This is a genomic window from Pseudomonas sp. REB1044, from assembly GCF_038813925.1.
Lineage (GTDB): Bacteria > Pseudomonadota > Gammaproteobacteria > Pseudomonadales > Pseudomonadaceae > Aquipseudomonas > Aquipseudomonas boreofloridensis.
The window spans coordinates 2,375,451-2,400,471 of sequence record NZ_CP046139.1 but is presented as its reverse complement, the minus strand read 5'-3'; the positions used below and the strand labels follow the sequence as shown (position 1 = coordinate 2,400,471).

At 69.0% G+C, this 25,021-nt stretch carries 1 protein-coding gene and 2 pseudogenes; all 3 read right to left on the bottom strand.

Going from position 1 to position 25,021, the window contains the following annotated elements; translation table 11 throughout:
- Positions 1–48: 48 nt before the first annotated feature.
- The 3 genes and pseudogenes from GKC70_RS10925 to GKC70_RS10915 all read right to left on the bottom strand — a co-directional run bounded on the left by GKC70_RS10925 (position 49) and on the right by GKC70_RS10915 (position 25,020).
- Positions 49–11,456: pseudogene (locus GKC70_RS10925) on the bottom strand (amino acid adenylation domain-containing protein).
- Positions 11,453–24,354 (bottom strand): annotated as a pseudogene (locus GKC70_RS10920) (amino acid adenylation domain-containing protein). Before GKC70_RS10920 ends, GKC70_RS10925 begins: the two co-directional pseudogenes overlap by 4 nt.
- Before the next feature lie 183 nt (positions 24,355–24,537).
- Positions 24,538–25,020 (bottom strand): hypothetical protein, encoded by a 483-nt coding sequence (locus GKC70_RS10915; protein WP_342651319.1) that lies wholly within the window; start codon positions 25,018–25,020, stop codon positions 24,538–24,540.
- Position 25,021: the final 1 nt, after the last annotated feature.

Here is a 25,021-nt window from a genome sequence, read left to right as displayed (position 1 = left end):
TGCAGGCGCGGGGCTAGGCAGTGCGGGTGCTGCCCGGCCCCAACGCGATCAAGGAGTCACCCGTACCAAGCGCTGACCGTCATGCCACCAGGCCGCCAGGCTGAACACCTCGGGCGCCTTGAGGATGCTGTAGTGGTTGCCCGGGCCGTGCCACAGCGACAATTGCGGCAGCACACGCCGCCACCCGGCCTGCATGACGGCCTGCTCGCGCTGGTTGCCGGCGGCATCCAGGGTCGCGTCGGCCACCAGCACCAGGCTCACCGGGCCGCTGTAGATACCCGGCGCCAGGTACGGGGTGCGCAGCGCGCTGGCGAACGTGCGGGCGATGCCCTGCAGGGCCTGCAGCGAAGACCGCGCGGGCATCAGGCCGACCCGCACCATGGCCTGGTGCAAGGTCGACAGTTGCTGCGCGTCGTCCAGTGCGGCGAAGGCATCGCGGTCGAGCTGCAAGTCGCGCCCGCTGGACAGTTGCAGCGACTCGATCAGCCGTTGCAGCGCCGCCGTGGCGGTGTAAGGCCGACCACAGACGCTGTCGCTGCCAGGCGCTTCGCTGTCGATCAGAGTCAGCGAGCGCACCTCGCGCCCCTGTGCCTGCAAACGCACCGCCACGGCATGCGCCACCCAGCCGCCGAACGAATGCCCGACCAGGTTCAGCGGCCCGTGCGGATGCAGCGCCTCGATGGCCCGCACATGACAGGCTGCCGCCGCCTCGATGCTGCTGTGCGGCGGGGCGGCAGCGTCCAGCCCGCGCGATTGCAGTCCGTACACCGGCCACTCGCTGCCCAGCGCTTCGGCCAGGCCGATGAAGCGGGTGACGCTGTCGCCCGCACCCGGCAGGCAGAACACCGGGGCGTATCCACCCTGCCCGCTCTGGATCGCCACCAGCGGCTGGACATCGGCCCATGGCGCACACTCGCCGCCACGGGCGGCCTGCAAGGCTTCGCCCAGCGCGCAGCCGAGCGCCTGTACGTGCGGCGCCTGCATCATGCTCAGGTGATCGCCCGGCACTTCGATACAGTGCAACTGGCCGGCCGGCACCGTACGGTCCCAGCCCAGGTGCGCCACGTCGCCATGGTGACGGCGGCTGTCGCAGGCCTGGAACAGATGGATGGCGATCCCCAAGGCTTCGGGACGGTAATGCGCCATGGCATGGGCGTGGGCCAGTTCGCGTTCGAAGAACCAGCGCAATTGCTCATCGTCGGCCGTGGCCAGCTCGGGATAGAGCAAGCCTTGCTCGCGGCAGGCCGTCAGCAACACGGCGAACGACGCCTGCCCGTCATCCAGCGCCTGTACCTGGGCCAACTGCGCGGCGCCCTCGGCGCCCTGACCCTGCCAGTAGCCGGCGCAATGCAGCAGCAACTGCCTTTGCAGCACCCGTGTCCCCTGCCAGCGCGCCTTGCCCTGGTCCACCCAGCGCGGCTGCCAGGTGTCGATCAGACCCAGAAACTCGACGGGCTGGTCGGCCCCAAGCAGTTGCGCGGCGATCTCATAGGCCAGCAGGCCGCCGAAGGACCAGCCAGCCAGGCGGTACGGTCCCTGCGGCTGCACCTGGCGGATGCGCTCGATCTGCGCGCGGGCCAAGGCTTCCAGCGTGTCGGGCTGGGCCTGGCCCAAGGCCAGGCCCGGCACGCCGTAGATCGGGAAGTCGCCGTCCAGGGCGCGGCCCAGCACCGGGAAGTAGAAGTCCATGCCGCTGAATTCGTGAATCAGGAACAGCGCAGGCTCGCGGCCCTCGGCACGCACGCAGACCAAGGCCTCGGCGTTGGCGTCTTCGCCGCTGTCCAGGTGCTGCGCCAGGGCGGCAACGCTGGGGTGCTGGAACAGCTCGGCCAGCGACACCGTCATCCCCTGCTCGCGCAGCAGGCCGATCAGGCGGATCGCCAACAGCGAGTGGCCGCCCAGGTCGAAGAAGCTGTCATGCCGCCCCACCCGCTCGACCTCCAGCACCGGCGCCCACAGCGTGGCCAACTGCCGCTCCAGCGCCGTGGCCGGTGCCTGGTACAGGCTCTCCAGCAGGTCCTGGGGCGAAGGCTTCGGCAACGCCTTGCGGTCGATCTTGCCGTTGTTGGTCAGAGGCAGCGCATCGAGCCGCAGCCAGGCCGAGGGCAGCATGTAGGCGGGCAAACGCGCCTGCAGCCAACTGCGCGCAGTGCCGACCTCCAGGCTCGGGTCCTGGACCGTAAACCAGGCGACCAGACGCGCCGATTGGCCCGGGGCAAGTCCCTGCGCCATGACCACCACCTCGTTGATGCCGGGGCACTGGGCCAGGTGGTGTTCGATCTCGCCCAGTTCGATGCGCAAGCCACGGATCTTCACCTGATCGTCGTTGCGCCCCAGGCATTCCAGTTGGCCGTCGTCGCGCCAACGGCCCAGATCGCCGGTGCGGTACAGCCGCGCGCCAGGCCGCGCGCTGAAGGGATCGTCGAGGAAGCGTTCGGCGGTGAGCTCGGGGCGGTTCAGGTAGCCCAGCGCCACGCCGTCGCCGCCGATGTACAACTCGCCCACCGCGCCCAGTGGTACCGAGCGCCGATGGGCGTCCAACACATGCACCTGGGTACCACCAATGGGCGTGCCGATGGGCACCTGCTCGGCATCTGCCGGCAGCTCGCGGATCTGTCCGGCGGTGGCGTAGGTGGTGGTCTCGGTGGGGCCGTAGCAGTGCACCAGGCGCAACGCCGGGGCCTGGGCCAAGAGGCTGCGGAAGGCCTCGGGGTCGGCGCGCTCGCCACCACACATCAGCACCCGCAGCCCAGCCAGCACCTGCGGGATCATCTGCACGTACTGGTTGAACAGCGCGGTGGTGACGAACATCACCGTCGCTCCACCCTCGTCCAGCGCACGCCCCAGGCGCACGGGGTCGAGCAGCGTGTCCGGGTCGATCACCAGCACCTGGCCGCCATTGAGCAAGGCGCCCCAGACCTCCACGGTGCTGGCATCGAAGGCCGGGTTGGCGGCGAAGGCAATACGGTCCTGGGCGCTGAAATCGGCGTAGCCGTCGTCGAGCACCAGGCGGGCGATGCCGCGATGGGCCACGCGCACGCCCTTCGGCGCCCCGGTGGAACCGGAGGTGTACATCACATAGGCCACGCTGTCGCCGCCCTGGGCCAGACCGGGGTTGTGCTCCGGCTGGCCGGAAAGGTCCAGCCGGTCGAGGTCGATGCGCCGGGCGCGGTAGCCCAGGCGCGCGTCGCTGGCACAGATCAGCGCCACGGCCTGGCAGTCCTGCACCATGTAGCCCTGGCGCTCGGCGGGCGCCTGGATGTCCAGCGGCACATAGGCGGCGCCGCATTTGGCCACGGCCAACTGCGCTTGCAGCAGTTCCAGCGAACGCGGCAGCAGCAGCGCGACGTGGTCACCCGGCGCCACGCCCTGTTCGATCAGGTAATGGGCCAGGCGGTTGGCCTGGGCGTTGAGTTCGGCATAGGTCAGGCTGCGGTCCTGCTCGCGCGCCGCCACGGCCAGCGGATGGCGCGCCACCTGCTGCTCGAACAGGCGGTGCACTGCCAGGTCACGGGGGTAGCGGCGTTCGCTGGCATTGAAGCGTTCGCGCAGGCGTTGCGCTTCGTCGGCAGGCACCACCGAAAGCTGTTCCAGCCCCGCCTGGCGCTCGCCTTCCAGCGCCTGCAACAGCGCCTCGAGCCCCTGCTGCAGATAGCCGCAGAGGCGCCGCGCATCGATACCGGGCTCGGTCTGCGCCGTCAGGCTGAAGCCTTCGCCAAGGTCGTCGATGCTCAGCGCCAGCGGATAGTTGCTGCGCTCCTGCGCCTGCACCACCTCGATGCCGTCCCAGGCCGCGCGTTCGTCGTGTGCACCGGCCGGGGTGCCATGCCGGTAATTGAGCAACGCGCTGAACAGCGGCGCGCCGTTGGGCAGCGCACTGCAGCGCTGGGCCAGGGCCAGCGGCGCCTGTTCGTGGGCGAGCAGCCCGGTCAAACGGGCATGGGCCTGCTGCAACGCGGCCTGGGCCGATTGCCCGGCCAAGTCCAGGCGCAGCGGCAAAGTGTTGATGTACACGCCCAAGCCGCGCTCGGCCCCCTCGCCACCGCGCAGCCGTCCCAGCAGCACGGTGCCGAACACCACGCTGTCGCGCCCGCTCAATTGCCCGAGCACCTGGGCCCAGGCCAGGTGCATCAGGCTGGCGGCGCTTACGCCCTGCTGGCGCGCCAGCTCACGGACCCGGCGACTCAGCGCATCATCGAGGCGCTGATGGTGCTCGGTCACGGCGTCCAGATGAGGGCGGGTGTAGCCGCCATAGGCCAGGGTCGGTTCGTCGATGTCCGCCAACTGTTCACGGAAGAACGCCTCGGCACGTGCCGGATCGTGGCTGTGCTGCAACTGGGCGATGTAGTTGCGATAGGGCACGGCCGCCGGCAGTTGCTGAGCCTGATCGAGCAGACAGGCTTGCAGCTCGCTGCGCAGCAGTGCCAGGGCCACATGGTCCATGACCAGGTGATGGAACAGCAGGCTCGCGTCGATCCGCCCGCTGTCCGGGTCGGTGCGGTGCACCAGGCGCAGCAGCGGCGCCCGGCCCAGGTCGAACTGGCGGACATCGGCGATATCCCCCGCCTGCACCACCTGCAGCGGCGCGTGGCGCCAGACCACCTGCACCGGCTCGGCCAGGCCCTGCCAGTGGAATGCACTGCGCAGACTGTCGTGCCGCGCGATCACGTGATCCAAGGCCTGGTGCAGACGTTGCAGACGGCTGCGGTCGGCCAGGCGGAAGTCGGCCTGCAACACATAGGCCGCTTCTCCCTCGTGGGCCAAGTGATGGAAGAGCATGCCGGTCTGCAGCGGTCCCAGCGGGTAGATGTCCTGGACATTGGCGCAGCCACCCTCGACCTGGGCGACGATCCGCTCGATCGCCTCCTGCTCCAGGGTGACCAAAGGCAGCAGTTCCGGGGTGATACGGGTGCAGTCGGCGGCGATGCGGTTGGCCGGTACCTGCACCTGCTCCAGCGGCTGCAGCGTGGCGGCCAGCGCCGCCAGGTCCGGCGCGCTGAACAGGGCCTGGATATCCAGCGCCAGGCCGCGCGCGCGCAGGCGGGCGACCAGCGTTACCGCCAGCAGCGAATGGCCCCCAGCGTAAAGAAATTGTCGTGCCGCCCCACACGTTCCAGCCCCAGCAACTGACCGCACAGCTCAGCGACCAGGGTTTCTTCAGCCCCTTGCGGGGCGTGATAGGCCTGTTGCTGCAAGGCTTCGACCTTGGGCTGCGGCAGCGCCTTGCGGTCGAGCTTGCCGTTGGGGCTCAACGGCAGGCGCGTCAGGTGCAGGAACTGCGCCGGGACCATGAACTCCGGGAGTTGCCCCAACAGCGCGGCGCGCAGCGCCTGGGTGTCCTGCTCGACGCCGGTGTAGTAGGCCACCAGACGCTTGCCCGAAGGCGGCACGTCCAGCGCCAGCACGGCCGCCTCCTGGACGCCCTCGACACGGGTCAGGCAAGCCTGGATCTCGCCCAGCTCGATGCGCAACCCGCGAATCTTCACCTGGTCGTCGTTGCGGCCCAGGTACTCCAGGGTGCCGTCGGCCAGATGCCGGGCCAGGTCACCGGTGCGGTACAGGCGCGCGCCGGGTCGGGTGCCGAACGGGTCATCGATGAAGCGTCCAGCGCTCAGGTCGTCGCGATTCAGGTAGCCACGGGCGACCTGCACGCCACCGATGTACAGCTCGCCGGCCACGCCTTGCGGTACCGGCTGGCCTTGCGCATCGAGCACGTACAGCGTGGTATTGGCGATGGGCTTGCCGATCGGCGTGTTGTCCGGCGTCTGCGCCAGCGGCTCGGCGCAGTGCCAGGCGCTGACATCCACCGCCGCCTCGGTCGGGCCGTACAGGTTGTGCAGCTCGACACTCGGCAGTTGCGCCTTGAAGCGCCGCACCAGGCTGCCCGGCAGCGCCTCGCCACTGCACAGCACGCGCTTGAGCTGAGCGGGTTCGGCGTCGCCGAAGGCCAGGAACACGTCGAGCATCGAGGGCACGAAGTGCAGCGTGGTCACGCTGCGCTCGGCGATCACCTGGCGCAGATATTGCGGATCACGGTGGCCGCCAGGACGGGCCATGACCAGTTGCGCACCGGTCTGCAACGGCCAGAAGAACTCCCACACCGACACATCGAAACTGAACGGGGTTTTCTGCAACACCACGTCTTCGGCGCCCAGGCCGTAGGCGTCCTGGGTCCACAGCAGGCGGTTGACCACGCCACTGTGCTCGTTCATCACGCCTTTGGGCAGGCCAGTGGAGCCCGAGGTGTAGATCACGTAGGCCAGGTGTTCCGGCGTCAGCCCTGCTACCTCGGGATTTTCGCAGGGCAACTCGCGCCAAATAGGCTGATCGAGGTCGAGCAGCGGCACATCGAATTCAGCCAACAGCGCGCGGGTGGCGGCATGGCCCAGCACTGCCGTGGGCGCACTGTCGGTGAGCATGTGGCGGATGCGCTCGACCGGATAGTCCGGATCGACCGGTACATACGCGCCGCCGGCTTTGAGAATCGCCAGCAAGCCGACTACCATCGACAACCCCCGCTCCACGCAGATCGCCACGCGGTCGTCCGGTCTGACGCCGAGGGCCATCAGGTGATGCGCCAGTCGGTTGGCCTCAGCGTTGAGTTCGCCATAGCTCAGTGCCGCCTGCTCGGCGCGCACGGCGATGCGCGTCGGCGTGCGCGCCACTTGCGCCTCGAACAGGCCATGGACCGTCTGCGCCAGGTCGTAGTCCACCGCCGTGTCGTTGAACTCGACCAGCAAGCGCCGACGCTCCACCGCATCCGGCAACACCACCTGGGACAAGACCGCCCCGTCGCTCGCGGCCATGGCCCACAGCAGGTGTTGCAGATAGCCGCTGTAGCGCTCGATGGTCTGCCGGTCGAACAGCGCCGTCGCATAGCTCAGCGCACCGCTGAAACCGTGCGCCGTTTCGCCCACGCTCAGGCTCAGGTCGAACTTGGCGAAATCGGTGCCCTGCCCCAAGTTGCGCAGGCTCAAGCCCTCCAGCCCGCTGGCGTAGTCGTGCCCGCCCTGCCATTCCAGCGACACCTGGTACAGCGGGGTATGGGCCAGGCTGCGCGGCGGCTTGAGCAGGTCCACCACCTGCTCGAACGGCAGGTCCTGATGGGCCTGGGCCGCCAGCACCTGCGTCTTGACCCGCGCCAGCAAGGTGGCCACGTCCGGGGCGTCTTCCAGGTCCAGGCGGATGGCCAGGGAGTTGACGAACAAGCCGATCAGGCCTTCCACCTCGGCCTGGCGACGGCCGGCCACCGGGGTGCCGATCACCACGTCGGTCTGCCCAGACAGGCGCCCCAGCAGCACCGCCCAGGCGCCCATGAACAGCATGAATGGCGTGACCTGCTGGCGCTGGCACAGCGCCTTGAGGTCCTGCGCCAGACGTGGGTCCAGCTGGATCTCCAGGCTGGCGCCGGCGTAGTCCTGACGCGCCGGGCGCGGTCGGTCGGTGGGCAGGCTCAGCAGCGCCGGGGCACCGGACAGCGTTTCCTGCCAGAACGCCCCCTGGCGCTGCAACGCCTCGCCCTGCAACCAACGGCGCTGCCACACGGCGTAGTCGCCGTACTGGATCGTCAGGGGTTCTAGCTGCGCCTGCCGACCCTCGCGCAGGGCCGAATACAGCGCGCTCAGCTCACGGGTGAGCACGCCCATCGACCAGCCATCGGCGACGATATGGTGCACGGTCAACAAGAGCACATGCCGGGTCGGTTCGACCTGCAACACGCGGGCGCGCAGCGGCAGATCCTGAGCCAGGTCAAACGGCTGCGCCGCTTCGTCGCGGATCCGTTGCCGCAGGGACTGCTCGTCAGCGTCGGCCGCCAGGGTTTCGCGCTGCACCACCAGGCGCTGTTCGCTGACCCGCACCCACGGCTCGCCTTCGACGGCGAAGAACTGGCTGCGCAACGTCTCATGCCGCTGGACGATCAGTGCCAACGCCTGCGCCAGCGCCGCGCTGTCCAAGTCGCCACGCAACTCCAACGCCAGGGCGATGTTGTAGGCCTGGCTGGCACCGTTCATCTGCGCCAGGAACCACAGCCGCTGCTGGGCGAACGACAACGGCAGCGGCTGCTCGCGGGACACCGCCAGCACCGCCGGCAACTCACTGCGCGCCGCCGTGGCCACCACCTCGGCCATCGCCGACAGCTCGGCCTGGGCGAACAGGCTGCCCAGCGCCAGCTCCACACCCAGGCGTTGGCGCACCTGCGCCACCAAGCGCATGGCCAGCAGCGAGTGCCCGCCCAATTCGAAGAAGTGATCGTGCCGCCCCACCCGTTCCACCTGCAGCAAGCCTTGCCAGAGCTGGGCCAGGGTCTGTTCCAACTCGCCCTGGGGCGCCTCGTAGCGGCGCTCGAACAGGTCGGCGCGGCTGGGTGCCGGCAGCGCACGACGGTCGAGCTTGCCATTGGCCGTCAGCGGCAGCGCCGGCAGCCGCACGAAGGCCACCGGCACCATGGCGTCGGGCAGATGGGCCTGCAACTGGGCGCGCAACTGCGCGGGGCTGGCCACTTCGACGGCGTCCTGGCCGGTGAAATACGCCACCAGGCGCGGCTGCCCCGGACGGTCTTCGCGGGCCAGCACCACGGCCTCGTTGATCCCCGGCAGCAGCGCCAGACGACCCTCGATCTCGCCCAGCTCGATGCGCACGCCACGGATCTTCACCTGATCGTCGTTGCGCCCGAGATACTCCAGCGTGCCGTCCTCCAGCCAGCGCACCAGATCGCCGCTGCGGTACAGGCGCGCGCCCGGCTGCGGGCTGAAAGGGTCGTCCAGAAAGCGCTCGGCGGTCATCTGTGGGCGGCCCAGGTAGCCGCGGGCCACGCCGGCGCCGCCGATGTAAAGCTCCCCCACCACGCCCAGCGGCGTCGGCTGGCCGTGGGCGTCGAGCACGTAGAGCCGGGCATTGTCGACCGGCGCGCCAATGTGCAGCACGCCGCCAGGGGTCACCGCGCCGGAGCTGGCGACCACGGTGGTTTCGGTGGGGCCATAGTTGTTGACCACCGTGAAGCCGGGGTGGCGATTGAACTGACGCAGGCGATCGCCACCGATCAGCAGGGTACGCAACGTCGGGTGGTCGAGTTGATGGCTGAAGGCATATTCGGCCACCGGAGTGGGCAGGAAGCTGACATCCAGCGGGCAGCCGCGCCACCAGGCGAGCAAGGCGTCGAGATCTTCGCCCTGCTCGCTGGACGGTGCGATGTGCAGGGTCGCGCCGGCACACAGCGCCGGCCACACTTCCCACGCCATGGCGTCGAAGCCGAAGCCGGCCAGGCTCGAGGTGTGCCGACCGTGGCACAGGTCGAAGGCGCGGCAGTGCCAGTCGATCAGGTTGTTCAGCGTGCGGTGCTCGACCATCACGCCCTTGGGCAGGCCGGTGGAGCCGGAGGTGTAGATCACATAGGCCAGGTGAGCGATGCTCAACGCCTCGACCACCGGCGCCTGCTCGCTCGACGGCCAGTTGCCGCGATCCAGTTCGATCACCGGCAGGCTGCACGCGCCCAAGCGCGGGCGCAGCGCGCCCAGGGTCAGCACGGCGGTCGGGGCACTGTCCTGGAGCAGATAGGCGATGCGCTCATCGGGGTGCGCCGGGTCGATCGGCACGTAGCCGGCACCGGCCTTGAACGTGGCCAGCAGCCCGATCAGGGCATCGAGGCCGCGTCGGGCGAGGATGGCGACGCGGTCCTCCGGCTGCACGCCAAGGGCCACCAGGCAACGCGCCAGACCATTGGCGCGTTGCTCCAGTTCGGCGTAGCTCAGGGTGGCGTCGCCGCAGGTGGCGGCCACGGCCTCAGGGTGCTCCTGCGCCTGCCGCTCGATGCGCTGGTGCACCGTGAGCGACGTTTGCTCAGCGCCAGGGTGCGCATTGAAATGCTCCAGCAGGTGCGCGCGCTCGGCGTCGGGCAACATGTCCAGTTGCCCGACCGCCCGCTCTGGGGTGTGCTGCAAGGCGTGCACCAGGCTGTCCAGGGTCTTGTGCAGATAGGCGCAGACACGCTCGCCCGGCACCTGGGCGCTGTACAGCAAGGTCAGGCGCAGGTCCTGGCCCAGGTCATCGACGCTCAACGTCAGCGGGTAGTTGGTGCGTTCTTCGCTGGCCAGCACCTCGATGCCATCCCAGGCCGAACGCGCCTGCCCCTCGGCGACCGGGGCGCTGTGACGGTAGTTGAGCAAAGCGTTGAACAGTGGCGTCGGCGCATCCACGCCACTGCAGCGTTGGGCCAGGGCCAGCGGCGCATGCTCGTGGCGCATCAGGGTGGTCAGGCGTTTGTGGGTGGCCCTGATGGCCGGGATCAGCTCGTCATCGCCCAAGTCCACCCGCAGCGGCAAGGTATTGATGAAGATGCCCAAGGCGCGGTCGTTGGCCTCGGCGCCCATCAGACGCCCCATCAGCACCGTGCCGAACACCACCGCCTCGCGCCCGGTCAACCCGCCCAGCACCCGCGCCCAGGCCAGGTGGAACAGGCTGGCCAGGCTTACCCCAAGGCTGCGCGCCTGACTGCGCAGGCCCGCAGACAACGCCACAGGCAGCGTCAGGCTGGCCTCCAGCGGCGCACGGCCATCGCCTTGCACGTCCTGCAACCCATAGGCCAGGGTCGGCTCGGCGATGTCGCCCAGTTGCTCGCGGAAAAACGCCTCGTGCTGCGCCTGGCTCACGCCCAGCAGGGCCTGGCCCACATAGTTGCGAAACGGCACCGGCGCGCCCAGCGACTGACCCTGTCCGCGCAGCACCGCCTGCATCTCATGGCGCACCACCTCCAACGCGCTGTGGTCCAGGGCGATGTGATGGAACTGCAGCGTGGCGTACAGCCGGCCATCGCCGGCCAGCGGTTCACAGAGCAGGCGCACCAGCGGCGCCTGGGTCAGGTCGATGCGCTCATCGACCGACGCCACCTCGCACACCGCCAGGCGCGCCTGGCGCCACACCACCTGCAGCGGCGCCTCCAGGCCCTGCCAGTGCACCGAGGTGCGCAGGATATCGTGACGGTCGATCACCGCCTGCAAGGCCTCGACGAACGCCAGCAGGTGCCTCCGGCTGGCGAAGGCGAAGCGTGACTGCATGATGTACGGATCGCTGCCTTCGGCGCTGGCGTGGTGATAGAGGATGCCCTGCTGCAACGGCGCGAGCGGGTAGATGTCCTGCACGTTGGCGTGGCCGCCGGGAATCGATTCCACCAGGCGGTCGATGCAGGCCTGGTCCAGTTCGACCAGGTTGAGCAGCGCCGGCGTGATCCGCGTGCAGTGCGCCGGGATGGCATTGGCCGGGATCGGCGCAGCGCCACTGCGGGCGACATACTCGCCGCGCTCGATCAGTGCGACCAGTGCCGGCTTGTGTTCGCGCAGGCTCGCCACCAGCGCGGGATCGCTCAGCGCCTGGCGGTTGCCCTGCACGGCCAGTTGCCCGTCCTTGAGGGCCAGCTGGATATCCTTGGCCGACAGGGTGGCCAACAGTTCGTTGATGCTCACAGGACGATCTCCATTCTGTCTGTGATGGCGGCATAGCCCGCCAGTGTCGGTTGCTCGAACAGCGCTCGCACATCGGCCTCCAGGCCTTCCTGGCGCAGGCGCGCGGTGAGCGTCACCGCCAGCAGCGAGTGGCCGCCGAGTTCGAAGAAGTTGTCGTGCCGGCCCACCTGCTGCACGCCCAGCAACTCGGCCCAGAGCGCCGCCAGCAACTGCTCGGTGTCGCCCTCGGGCGCTTCGTAGGGGCGCTCGTCCGACACGTTGGCCGCCGGCAGCGCCTTGCGGTCGAGCTTGCCGTTGGGGCTCAGCGGCAAGGCTGCCAGGTGCACGAACAGCGCCGGCACCATGAACGCCGGCAGTTGCCTGGCGAGGGTCTGGCGCAGGGTGTCCAGCGCCTGCACGGTGCCGGTGTAATAGGCGACCAGACGCTGATCCACCGCCAGTACCACGGTTTCCTGAATGCCGGGCACACGCGTCAGACACGCCTGAATTTCACCCAGCTCGATGCGCAACCCGCGAATCTTCACCTGGTCGTCGTTGCGGCCCAGGTACTCCAGGGTGCCGTCGGCCAGATGCCGGGCCAGGTCACCGGTGCGGTACAGGCGCGCGCCGGGTCGGGTGCCGAACGGGTCATCGATGAAGCGTTCAGCGCTCAGGTCGTCGCGATTCAGGTAGCCACGGGCGACCTGCACGCCACCGATGTACAGCTCGCCGGCCACGCCTTGCGGTACCGGCTGGCCTTGCGCATCGAGCACGTACAGCGTGGTATTGGCGATGGGCTTGCCGATCGGCGTGTTGTCCGGCGTCTGCGCCAGCGGCTCGGCGCAGTGCCAGGCGCTGACATCCACCGCCGCCTCGGTCGGGCCGTACAGGTTGTGCAGCTCGACACTCGGCAGTTGCGCCTTGAAGCGCCGCACCAGGCTGCCCGGCAGCGCCTCGCCACTGCACAGCACGCGCTTGAGCTGAGCGGGTTCGGCGTCGCCGAAGGCCAGGAACACGTCGAGCATGGAGGGCACGAAGTGCAGCGTGGTCACGCTGCGCTCGGCGATCACCTGGCGCAGATATTGCGGATCGCGGTGGCCGCCAGGATGGGCCATGACCAGTTGCGCACCGGTCTGCAACGGCCAGAAGAACTCCCACACCGACACATCGAAACTGAACGGGGTTTTCTGCAACACCACGTCTTCGGCGCCCAGGCCGTAGGCGTCCTGGGTCCACAGCAGGCGGTTGACCACGCCACTGTGCTCGTTCATCACGCCTTTGGGCAGGCCCGTGGAGCCCGAGGTGTAGATCACGTAGGCCAGGTGTTCCGGCGTCAGCCCTGCTACCTCGGGATTGTCGCAGGGCAACTCGCGCCAAATAGGCAGATCGAGGTCGAGCAGCGGCACATCGAATTCAGCCAACAGCGCGCGGGTGGCGGCATGGCCCAGCACTGCCGTGGGCGCACTGTCGGTCAGCATGTGGCGAATGCGCTCGACCGGATAATCCGGATCGACCGGCACGTAGGCGCCGCCGGCTTTGAGAATCGCCAGCAAGCCGACCACCATCGACAGCCCCCGCTCCACGCAGATCGCCACGCGGTCGTCCGGTCTGACGCCCAGGGCCATCAGGTGATGCGCCAATCGGTTGGCCTCGGCGTTGAGTTCGCCATAGCTCAGTGCCGCCTGCTCGGCGCGCACGGCGATGCGCGTCGGCGTGCGCACCACTTGCGCCTCGAACAGGCCATGGACCGTCTGCGCCAGGTCGTAGTCCACCGCCGTGTCGTTGAACTCGACCAGCAAGCGCCGACGCTCGTGCGGCTCCAGCACCTGAAGCTGCGCCAGTGGCGATTCCGGTCGGTGCTCCAAGGCATCGGCCAGCTCGCCCAGCACCTGCTGCAACTGCCCGCACACCCGCGCAGCACCCACCACCGGCAACACCTGCACGGTCAGGCGCAGATCGTCGCCCAGGTCGTCGACATTGAGGCTCAGCGGGTAGTTGGTACGCTCTTCGCTGGCCAAGGTCTCGATACCCTGCCACGCCGCACGCTGACGCTCGCTTTCGGCAGCGCTGGCGCTGTGGCGGTAGTTGAGCATGGCGCTGAACAGCGGCAAGGGTGCCTGCACACCGCTGCAACGCTGGGCCAGGGCCAGCGAGGCATGCTCATGGGTCATCAGCGCACTCAACTGCGCATGGGTCGCCCGCACGCCGTCACGCACATTCAATCCGGCCAGGTCCAGGCGCAGCGGCAAGGTGTTGATGAACATGCCCAGGCCGTGGCCGCTACCAGCGCCGCCCTGCATGCGCCCCAGCAGCACGGTGCCGAACACCACGCGCTCGCGGCCACTGGCGCACCCCAGCACACGCGCCCAGGCCAGGTGCACCAGGCTGGCGGTGCTCACGCCCAACTGGCGCGCCTGGCTGCGCAAGCGCAGGCTCAAGCTCGGCTCCAGCAGCACCTGAGCCTGCTCGATCTGCCCGGCATCGGCCTGGATGTCACGCAGACCGAACGGCAAGGTGGGCTCGTCGATATCGCCCAGTTGCCCGCGGAAGAAGGCTTCGTGCTCGGCCTCACTGACGCCCAGGCGCGCCTGGGCCACGTAGTTGCGGTAAGGCACCGCCGGCTCGGTTGGCTCGGGCAGGCCCTGTAGGTAGCCGAGCAATTCGGCGCGTACCACGTCCAGCGCCGTGTGGTCGAGGATCAGGTGGTGGAACTGCAGGCGCGCCTGCACCCCGTCGGGCGTGCGGCGGTACAACAGGCGCAGCAGCGGCGGCCGGTCCAGGGCCAAGGTGTCGAAGCGCGCGTCTGGCGTGGCGTCGAGGTCGATCAGCGGCAGTTCGGCATGGCGCCAGACCACCTGCAACGGCTGTGGCAATCCGTCCCAGAGCACGGCAGTGCGCAGGATGTCGTGGCGGGCGATGACCTGCGCCAAAGCACCGGCGAACGCCTGCAAGCGCGCCAGGCTGTCGAACCTCAGCTGCGAGTGCAGCAGGTAGGGATCGGCGCCCTTGGCACTCAGATGGTGGTAGAGAATGCCTTCCTGCAACGGCGCCAGGGGGTAGATGTCCTGCACATTGGCCGCCCCGCCCGGCACGTTGGCCAGCACCCGGTCGAGGGTGGCCTGGTCCAGTTCGACCAGGCTGAGCAGGTCCGGTGTGATCCGCGTGCACTCGGCGCCAATCCGATTGGCTGGCACCTGCACTTCGCGGCTCTGGCCGAGCGCTGCGCTCAGCGCCGCCACGCTCGGCTGGCTGAACAGCAGCCGGACATCGGCCTCCAGCCCCTGCTGGCGCAGGCGCTCGATCACACTGACGGCCAGCAGCGAATGGCCGCCCAGCTCGAAGAAGTTGGCGTGCCGCCCTACCCGCTCCAAGCCCAGCAGCTCGGCCCACACCGCGGCCATGCGCTGTTCGATCTCACCCTGCGGCGCCTCGTAGGCCGCCACCGGCAGGTCGGCCGGGTCCGGTGCAGGCAACGCTTTGCGGTCGAGCTTGCCGTGTGCGGTCAACGGCAATACCTCCAGGCGCATGAAGGCCAGAGGCAGCAGGTGCGCGGGCAGGCTCATACGCAGCGCCTGACGCAGGGCATCGGCCGAAGCATCGCCGGTGTACCACGCCAGCAACTGCTCGCCACGCACCAGCACCACGGCATCGGCCACGCCCGGCTGGGCGGCCAGCGCCGCTTCGATCTCGCCCAGCTCGACGCGCACGCCGCGAATCTTCACCTGGTCATCGTTGCGTCCGAGGTAGTCGAGGGTGCCATCGGCGTTCCAGCGCACCAGGTCACCACTGCGGTACATGCGCGCACCGACCTCGTTGCTGAACGGATCGGCGAGGAAGCGCTCGTCAGTCATCTGCACACGGTTCAGGTAGCCCCGCGCGACGCCGGCCCCGGCAATGTACAGCTCGCCCGTGGCGCCCACGGGGACCAGTTGCCGCCGCCCATCGAGCACGTAGACGCGGGTGTTGGCGATGGCCGCGCCGATGTGCAGCGGCGCGCCGACCTGCACCTGGCCGGAGGTGGCGACCACCGTCGTTTCGGTGGGACCGTAGTTGTTGACCACGGCAAAGCCCGGATCGCGCTCGAACTGACGCAGGCGGTCGCCGCCGATCAGCAGCGTGCGCAGACTCACCGGGTGGCGCTGGCGGCGCAGTGCCTGCTCGGCCACCGGCGTGGGCAGGAAGCTGACCTGCAGCGGCTGCGCGGCCCACCAGTCGAGCAAGGCATCCACCTGTTCGTTGGCCACCTCAGCCGGCGGCAGGTGCAGCACCGCCCCGGCGCACAGCGCCGGCCAGACTTCCCAGGCCAGCGCGTCGAAGCCGAAACCGGCGACGCTCGAGGTGTGGGTGCCGGTTTCTATGGCGAAGGCCTCGCAATGCCAGTGCACCAGGTTGGCCAGGGTGCGGTGCTCGACCATCACGCCCTTGGGCTGGCCGGTGGAGCCTGAGGTGTACACCACATAGGCCAGCGCCGAGGCGTCTAGACCGGCCACCTGCGGGTCGTGCTCGGCGGCCGCGGAAAAGTCCTCACGGTCCAGATCCAGGCGCGCGACGGCCTGCGGCAGGTCCGGATGACTCGACTCGGCCAGCACCAGGGCCGGGGCGCTGTCTTCGAGCAGGTAGGCGATGCGTTCGGCCGGGTACTGCGGGTCCACCGGCACATAGGCGGCGCCGGCCTTGAGCACCGCCAGCAGGGCCACCAGACGCTGCGGCGTGCGCGGCAGGCACAAGGCGACCCGGTCGCCTGGGACTACGCCGCGTCCGATCAGGTGATGGGCCAGGCGGTTGGCCGCGCGGTTGAGTGCCTCAACGCTCAGCGCTGTGCTGCCCTGCACCACCGCCGGGGCCTGTGGGCTCTGCGCCGCGCGGGCTTCGACCAGCGCGTGGACGGTTGCGCCCTGCGGATAGGCCCGTGGCGTCGGGTTGAAATCCACCAGCAGGTGGCGGCGTTCCTCACTGTCGAGCAGCGACAGTTCGTCCACGCGTGCGCCCGGTGCCCGTTCCAGGGCTTGCAGCAGTTGTGCCACGGTGTTGGCCATCCACTGTGCGACCCGCTCGGCACCGATCTCGGCCAGGGTCAGCACGCTGAAGGTGAAGCCCTCGCCGCGATCGTCGACGCTCAGGGTCAACGGATAGTTGCTGCGTTCCTCGCCGCCGAGCAGGCGCACGCCCTGCCAGATACCCTGGCCGTCACGCGGGGTGTCGGCGGCGCTGTGGCGGTAGTTGAGCAAGGCGCTGAACAGCGGCTGCCCGGCCGGCACGCCGCTGCAGCGCTGGGCCTGGGCCAATGAGGCCTGCTCGTGGCCGAGCAGCGCCGAGAGCCGCGCATGGGTGGCGCGCACCGCCTCGGCCACGCCGAGCTGGGTGTCGATGCGCAGCGGCAAGGTGTTGATGAACACCCCCAGCGCCCGGTCGGCGCCTTCACCGCCCTGCAGGCGGCCCATCAGCACGGTGCCGAACACCACCTCGCTGCGGTTGGCCAGCACGCCGACCAGGCGCGCCCAGGCCAGGTGCATCAGGCTCGCGGCACTCACACCGAGCGCCCGCGCCTGTTGGCGCAGGCGCAGCGCATGCTCGGCATCCAGGGTCAGGTGAGCCTCTTCGATGCCGTGGCCTTCGCCCTGCACGTCGTGCTGACCGAACGGCAAGGTCGGCTCGTCGATGTCGCCGAGCATGTCGCGGAAGAACGCGTCTGCGGCGGCCGTGTCATTGCCCAAACGCGCTTGCGCCACGTAGTTACGGTAAGGCACCGGCGTACTCAGGCGGCTCGCATCGCCGCACAGCAGCGCGTGCATTTCCGCGCCGACCACGTCCATGGCGGTGTGATCCAGCGCCAGGTGATGGAACAGCAGGATCGCCACCACTTCGCCGTGGACCGGGTCTTGGCTGTAGACCAGGCGCATCAGCGGTGCACGGGCCAGGTCCAGGCGCTGCTGACGGGCATCGAAGCGCGCCTGCAACTGATCGATCACCGCGCCCTGGCCCTCGCACGCCACTTCGCTGACCTGCAGCGACGCCTGGCGCCAGACCACCTGCACAGGCTGGTCCAGACCCTCCCAGACCAACGAAGTGCGCAGGATGTCATGGCGGTCGATCACCTGCTGCAAGGCCGCCGCCCAGGTCTGCAAGCGTTCGAGGCTGTCGAAGGCCAGGCGTGATTGCAGCAGGTAGGGGTCGCCCTGGGCGGCGCTCAGGTGGTGGTAGAGAATGCCTTCCTGCAACGGCGCCAGCGGGTAGATCTCCTGCACGTTGGCCGCCCCCCAGGCACGGTCGCGACGATGGCGTCGATGGCCGCCTGGTCCAGTTGCACCAGGCTGAGCATCGCCGGGGTGATCTGCTGGGCGTTGGCGGGCACGCGATTGTCCGGCACCTGCACCTCGCGCCCACTGCCGACCGCTGCGGCCAGCGCCGCCAGGGTCGGCTGGGCGAAGAGCACGCGCACGTCGGCGGCAAGGCCCGCCACGCGCATGCGCTCGATCAGGTTCACCGCCAGCAGCGAGTGTCCGCCGAGCTCGAAGAAATGATCGAAGCGACCGACCTGTTCCACCTTCAGCACCTCGGCCCAGATCGCCGCCAGTTGCCGCTCCACCTCGCCCTGGGGCGCGACGAACTGACGGCTGACCACGGCGCTGTGGTCCGGTGCCGGCAGGGCCTGGCGGTCGAGCTTGCCATTGGCGGTCAGCGGCCACTGCGCGACCTGCACATAGGCCGAGGGCAGCATGTAGTCGGGCAGTTGCCCCTGCAGTTGCGCGTGCAGCTCGGCCAAGGCGGGTGCCTGGCCGGCCGCGCTGAACCAGGCCACCAGGCGTTTGTCGCCTGGGGTGTCCTCGCGCACCCGCACCACCGCGTCCTGCACCCCGGCGCAGGCCGCCAGGCGCGCTTCGATCTCACCCAGCTCGATGCGGAAACCGCGCAGCTTGACCTGCTGGTCGTTGCGCCCCAGGTAGCGCAAGGTGCCGTCGGCCTGCCAACTGACCAGGTCGCCGCTGCGGTACATGCGTGCCTGCGGCGCGTGGCTGAACGGGTCGTCGAAGAAGCGTTCGGCGGTCAGGGCCGGCTGGTTCAGATAGCCCAGGGCGACCCCGTCGCCGCCGATGTACAGCTCGCCGACCGCGCCCACCGGCAGCGGCTGGCGCCGGGCATCGAGCACGTAGCAGCGGGTGTTGCCGATCGGGCGACCAATCGGGATCGCGCCCTCGCTCACGCTGCGTATCTCGTGGGTGGTGGTGAAGGTGGTGGCCTCGGTTGGGCCGTAGCCGTTGAGCAGGTGTGCCGGGGCGCCGTCACGCAGCACCTGGGCGATCACCTGGGGATCAAGCACATCGCCGCCGACCATCAGGTAGCGCAGCCCCACGAAGGCCGGCAACAACTGGGCGGCGTATTGATGGAACAGTCCGGCGGTCAGCCAGAGTACGGTGACACCCTGGTCACGCAGCGCTTGGCCCAAGGCCTGGTGCGACAGCACCTGATGCTGATCGATGACCACCACGCAGCCGCCGTTGAGCAGCGGTGCCCACACCTCCAGGGTGCTGGCGTCGAAAGCCGGGTTGGACGCGAAGGCCACCCGGTCGCTGGCCTGGAAGTCGGCGAAGCCGTTGTCGATCACCAAGCGCACCACGGCCCGATGGGGCACCAGCACACCTTTGGGCAGGCCGGTGGAGCCGGAGGTGTACATGACGTAGGCCGGCGCGCCAGCGTCCACCGCGAGGTCCAGGGCATGCGCCGGGTAGGCGTCCAGCGCCAGGGCGTCGAGCTCGACTCGGGTGGCGTGGCCCAGCGCGGGCTGGTCGGCATGGGTCAACAGCACTTGGGCACGGCTGTCCTGGACCATGAAAGTCTGGCGCTCGACCGGGGCGTTGGCGTCCAGCGGGACGTAGACCGCACCGCAACTGCTCACCGCCAGTTGACTGGCCAGCAGATCGACGCTACGTGACAGCAGCAAGGCCACCCGGTGCCCGGGGCGCACGCCCAGTTCCAGCAGGTGGCGAGCCAGGCGATTGGCGTGCTCGGCCAGCTCGGCATAGGTCCACCGGCGCTGGCCATGGATCACCGCCACGGCCTCGGGTGTCTGCGCAGCGCGGGCCTGGAACAGGGCATGCAGCGGCTGGTCGCGTGGGTAGTCGCGGGCGGTGGCGTTGAAGCCTTGCAACACCTGCTCGCGGGCTTGATCAGACAGGCACGAGAGGTCGTGCAGCGGGCGTTGCGGCGATTGCTCCAAGGCTTCGACCAACTGGCTCAAGGCACTGTCCAGCAGCGCACACACCTGCCCGCCATCGACCTGCGGCACCGCCTGCACGGTGAAGGCCAGTCCCTGGCCGAGGTCATCGACGTTGACCACCAGCGGGTAGTTGCTGCGCTCACGCGAGGCCAGCAGCTCGATGCCTGACCAGCCCAGGCCATCGCCAGCGACCTTGGCGGTGCTGTGACGGAAATTCAGCAGGCTGGTGAACAGCGCCTGAGTGGCCGGTACACCGCTGCAGCGCTGGGCCAGCGCCAGCGAAGCCTGTTCGCGACCGAGCAATCGGGCCAGGCGTTGGTGAGTGCGGCGCACGCCTTCGGCAGCGCCCACGGCATCGACGCTGACGCGCAACGGCAAGGTGTTGATGAACATGCCCAGCGCGCGGTCGGCGCCGGCACCGCCTTGCAGGCGACCGAGCAGCACAGTGCCGAACACCACCTCGGACTGACCGCTGAGCTGCGCCAGTACGTGCCCCCAGGCCTGATGCACCAGGCTGGCGATGCTCACCCCCAGGCTGCGCGCCTGGACGCGCAGGCGCCCGGCCACGGTCGGGTCGAGGCTGTGCTGGCTGTCGATCACCTCGACGCCGTTGCCCTGCACATCGCGCAGGCCGAACACCTCGGTGGGTTCGTCGATATCGCCGAGCAGCTCGCGGAACAGCGCTTCATCGGCGCCAGGATCGGCATCCAGACGGGCACGCGCCACGTAATTGCGGTACGGCACGCTGTCCAGCCGCAGCGGCTGACCCTGCAAGGCCGCACCGACTTCGGCCACCAGCAGCTCGACGGCGGTATGGTCGAGCAGGATATGGTGCAGCAGCAGGGTCGCTTGCAGACGCTCGCCTTCGCGGTGCGGCAGCAGCTGCATCAGCGGCGCGCGGGTCAGGTCCAGGCGGTGCAGGTCGGCCGTCTCGCCCAGGGCCAGAGGCGCCTCGCGGTGCACCACCTGAACCGGCTCGGGCAGGCCTTCCCAGTGCAGGCTGGTGCGCAGGATGTCATGGCGAGCGATGACCCGGTTCAAGGCCTCGAGGAAGTCGTGCAGGTGCGCCGGTTGGTCGAAGGCGAAGCGTGCCCGCAGGACGTAGGGGTCTGCCCCGGCGCTGGCCAGGTGGTGATAGAGGATGCCCTGTTGCAGCGGCGCCAGGCCGTAGATGTCCTGGACGTTGGCGGCGCCACCGGGCAGCCGGGCGATCAGTGCATCCAGCGCCGGCTGGTCGAGGTCGGCCAGGCTGAGCATGTCCGCTTCGACCTGCGTGCAGCCGGCCGGAATGCGATTGACCGGGACCGCCGTCGACCGCTCGGCACTCACCGCCGCTGCCAGTGCGGCCAACGTCGGCTGGCCGAACAGGACGCGCACGTCGGCAGCCAGTTCCTGTTGGCGCATGCGCTCGACCAGCTTGACCGCCAGCAGCGAATGTCCACCCAGTTCGAAGAAGTTGTCGTGCCGGCCAATGCGCTCGACGCCCAGCAGATCCTGCCACAGCGCGGCGATGTGCTGCTCCACCTCGTTCTGCGGCGCCTCGAAGGCACGCCGGGCGAAGGCGTCGCCGTCGGGCTCGGGCAAGGCCTTGCGGTCGAGCTTGCCGTTGGCGGTGAGGGGGAACGCCTCCAATTGCACGAAGGCCGCCGGCACCATGTAGTCGGCCAGGCGCTGGAGCAGGCCGTCACGCAGGTCGGCGGCCTCGGGCGCGGCGCCCTCGGCGGCCAGCCAGTAGGCGATCAGCCGCGGCTCGCCGGCGCTGTCAGGACGAGCGATCACCACCGCCTCGCGCACGCCGGGGCACGCCGCCAGGCGCGCTTCGATCTCGCCCAGTTCGATGCGGAAACCGCGAATCTTCACTTGGTCGTCGTTGCGTCCGAGATAGTCCAGGCTGCCATCGTCGATCCAACGTGCCAGGTCACCGGTGCGGTACAAACGTCCGCCCGGGGTGAACGGATCGGCGATGAAGCGCTCGGCATTCAGCGCCTCGCGGTTCAAGTAGCCGCGCGCCACACCGGCACCGCCCACGTACAGCTCGCCGACCACCCCGACCGGCACGGGTTGGCGCTGGGCGTCCAGCACATACACCTGCAGGTCGGGGATGCGCTCGCCGATCGGGCTGACGCCCACCCGTTGCGCATCGGTGGCCTGCAAAGGACGGTAGGTGACGTGCACCGTGGTTTCGGTGATGCCGTACATGTTCACCAGGCGTGTGCCGGCGTTGCCGATGCGCGCGTACCACGGCTTGAGCAGCCCAGGCTCGAGCGCTTCGCCGCCGAAGATCACCTGGCGCAGGGAATGCTGCAGCGCGCTGCGGCCCTGGGCGGCGATCAATTGACGGAAGGCACTGGGGGTCTGGTTGAGTACGCTCACGCCGCTGCGGCAGAGCAAGGCGTAACACTCGTCCGGCGAACGGCTGACACGCTGCGGCACGATCAGCAGACGCCCGCCGTAGGCCAGCGCGCCCCAGATTTCCCAGACCGAGAAGTCGAAGGCGAACGAGTGGAACAGTGCCCAGGTATCCAGACGGTTGAAGTCGAACCAGGACTCGGTGGCGCTGAACAGCCGGGCCATGTTGCCATGCTCGACCATCACCCCTTTGGGCAGGCCGGTGGAGCCGGAGGTGTAGATGACGTAGGCCAGGTGCGAGGGCAGCAGACCGGCGCGTGCCGGGTTGTGGGTGGGTTGTTGCGACAGTTGCGGGTCATTCAGGTCGATCAGTGGGGCGTCGAGGCTGCCCAGCAGCGCCAGGCAGTCGCGCTCGCCGAGCACCGCGCGCGGGGCGCTGTCCTTCAGGGTGAACGCGATGCGCTCGGCAGGATAGGCCGGGTCGATGGGCACGTAGCCAGCGCCGGCCTTGAGCACGCCCAGCAGGCCGACCAGCATGCCCAGGCTACGCTCGACGCAGATCGCCACGCGGTCGTCCAGACCGATGCCGAGTGCGATCAGGCGGTGGGCGAGCTGGTTGGCGCGCTCGTTGAGCTCGGCGTAACTCAGGCTCTGCTGCTCGAAGATCAAGGCGGTGTCTTGCGGGCGCGAACGGGCATGGGCCTCGAAGCGCTGATGCAGCAGCGGCGTCTGGGCGAACGCGGGCACTGGCGGGTTGAGGCCGCGCAGCAAGTGCTCGCGCTCGTACGGCGGCAGGATGTCGAGGCTGTCGAGCCGTGCCTGCGGTGCGTGTTCCAGAGCGTGCACCACCTGCTCCAGCGCACGCCCCAGGTAGCCGGCCACACGCGCGGCGCCCAGGCCGCAGCCGACCAGCGCGGTGATGCGCAGGTCTTCGCCGAGGTCATCGAGGTTGAGCGTCAGCGGATAGTTGGTGCGCTCTTCGGCGCCCAGCACCTGGATGCCCGGCGCGATGTCGATGACATCGGCCGCGTCGCCCGCCTCGCTGTGGCGATAGTTGAACACCGTGTTGAACAGCGGCGCAGGTGCCGCCACGCCGCTGCACCGCTGGGCCAGGGCCAGGGGCGCCTGTTCGTGGCCAAGTACGCCGGTCAGGGCTCTATGGGTGGCCTGCAGGGCGTCACGCACGCTGACCGCGCCCACGTCGATGCGCAGCGGCAAGGTGTTGATGAACATGCCGAGCGCCTGCTCGCCGCCCTCGCCGGCTTCCATTCGCCCGAGCAGCACGGTGCCGAACACCACCGAGTCATTGCCCGACAGTGCGCCGAGCACACGACCCAGGCCCAGGTGAGCGATGGCCGCCGGGCTCACGCCCAATTGCCGGGCCTGGGTACGCAGGCGCGCGCTCAGGTCACGGTCCAGGGTCAAGCGGGCGTCCTGCACTGGGCTGTCGTCGAGTTCGGCCGCACCGAAGGCCAGGGTCGGTGTATCGATATCGGCCAGCATGGCCTTGAAGAAGGCTTCGTGGGCGGGCACATCCAGGGCCTGGCGCGCCTGCGCCAGCAGGTTGCGAAACGGCACTGGCGGCCCTAGGCGCTCGGCCTCGCCGGCCAGGCAGGCGGCGATCTCGCGACGGACGATGTCCAGCCCGGTGTGATCCATCACCGTGTGGTGGAACAGCAGCAGCGCGACCACCTCGGCGCCCGCGCCCTGGGCGTGGACCAGGCGCAGCAAGGGCGCCTGGCGCAGGTCGAAACGGTAGTGATGGCTGTCGTGCAGCGCGCGCAGTTGCGCCAGCGGCTCGCCCTGACCGGCCAGTTGCAGCGCTTCGCGGTGCAGCGGCGCACGCCGCCAGACCACCTGCAGCGGCTCGTCCAGGCGCTCCCAGAACAGTGAGGTACGCAAGATGTCGTGGCGCTCGATCACCCAGTCCAGGGCCTGGGCGAAGGCCTCCAGGTGTGCCGGGTCGGCAAAGCGCAGTTGGGCCTGCAACAGGTAGGGATCGCCGGCTTCGGCGCGCAGGTGATGGTAGAGCATGCCCTCCTGCAGCGGCGCCAGGGGATAGATGTCCTGCACGTTGGCAGCACCACCCATGATGCTGGCGACGATGCGGTCGATGGAAGGCTGGTCCAACGCCACCAACGGCAGCATGGCCGGGGTGATCTTGAACGCTGGGCTCAACCAGTCGTCGTCATGGGCGGAGAGCATCTCCAGCAGCGCCGGCTTGTGCGCGGCCAGTGCATCCCACAGGGAATCGTCGAGGCTGTCGTCGTCACCGTCGACGATGAGGTCCTGATCATCGCGCTGAAGTCGGATCGCACGGGTGGAGAGCACTGCCATCAGTTCGCTGAAGCGCATGGTTAAGCATCCTGCCTTTGCCAGTCGGAAATCGGCAAAGCTAGAGGATCGGGCGCGCCAGCGGTGACAGGGGAAGCGGGGACAAAGGCAGACAGGCCAACGCGTGCTGCCGTTGCAAGACCTTGCTAAGGGGGTGGGAACGATCGCCTGGGCACAGCCCGGCGGCGATCGTGTGTGGCTACGTCAGTGCAGCGGGACGAGCCGCTCGCGTTGCGCGGGGGTGAGGTCTTCGATCGAGGCAACACGCAGGTCGGCAGACGAGGCCGCCGAAGCCTGCGCGGCCCGCGACGCGTCCAGCTTTACCTTCACGTCATCAGGAAGCTTGTACATCGCGCCAGTAAGTGGATCGACGACCAACATGCCGATGACGCCGCCCAGCAGAATATTGCCCCAATACCAACCGCTGATCTTCGAATCGAGCTCGACCGTATGGTCGGTGAACCCTTCGCGGCGGAACGTGAGGGTGTAGGTCTGGCCTTTGAAGTAGCCGTCCGAAGAGGGTAGAACCACCACCGCTGGCGTCTGACCCTGGTGGACGACCTTGCCCCGTTTGTCGGCCACTTCGAAGGTGGCGCCCGGCGGCGTAGTCGAGACGGCGACGGGGTAGCTCGAATCGCCGGCGATGCTGGCGCAACCCTGCAACGTCGCCAGGGTCAGCAGGATCAAT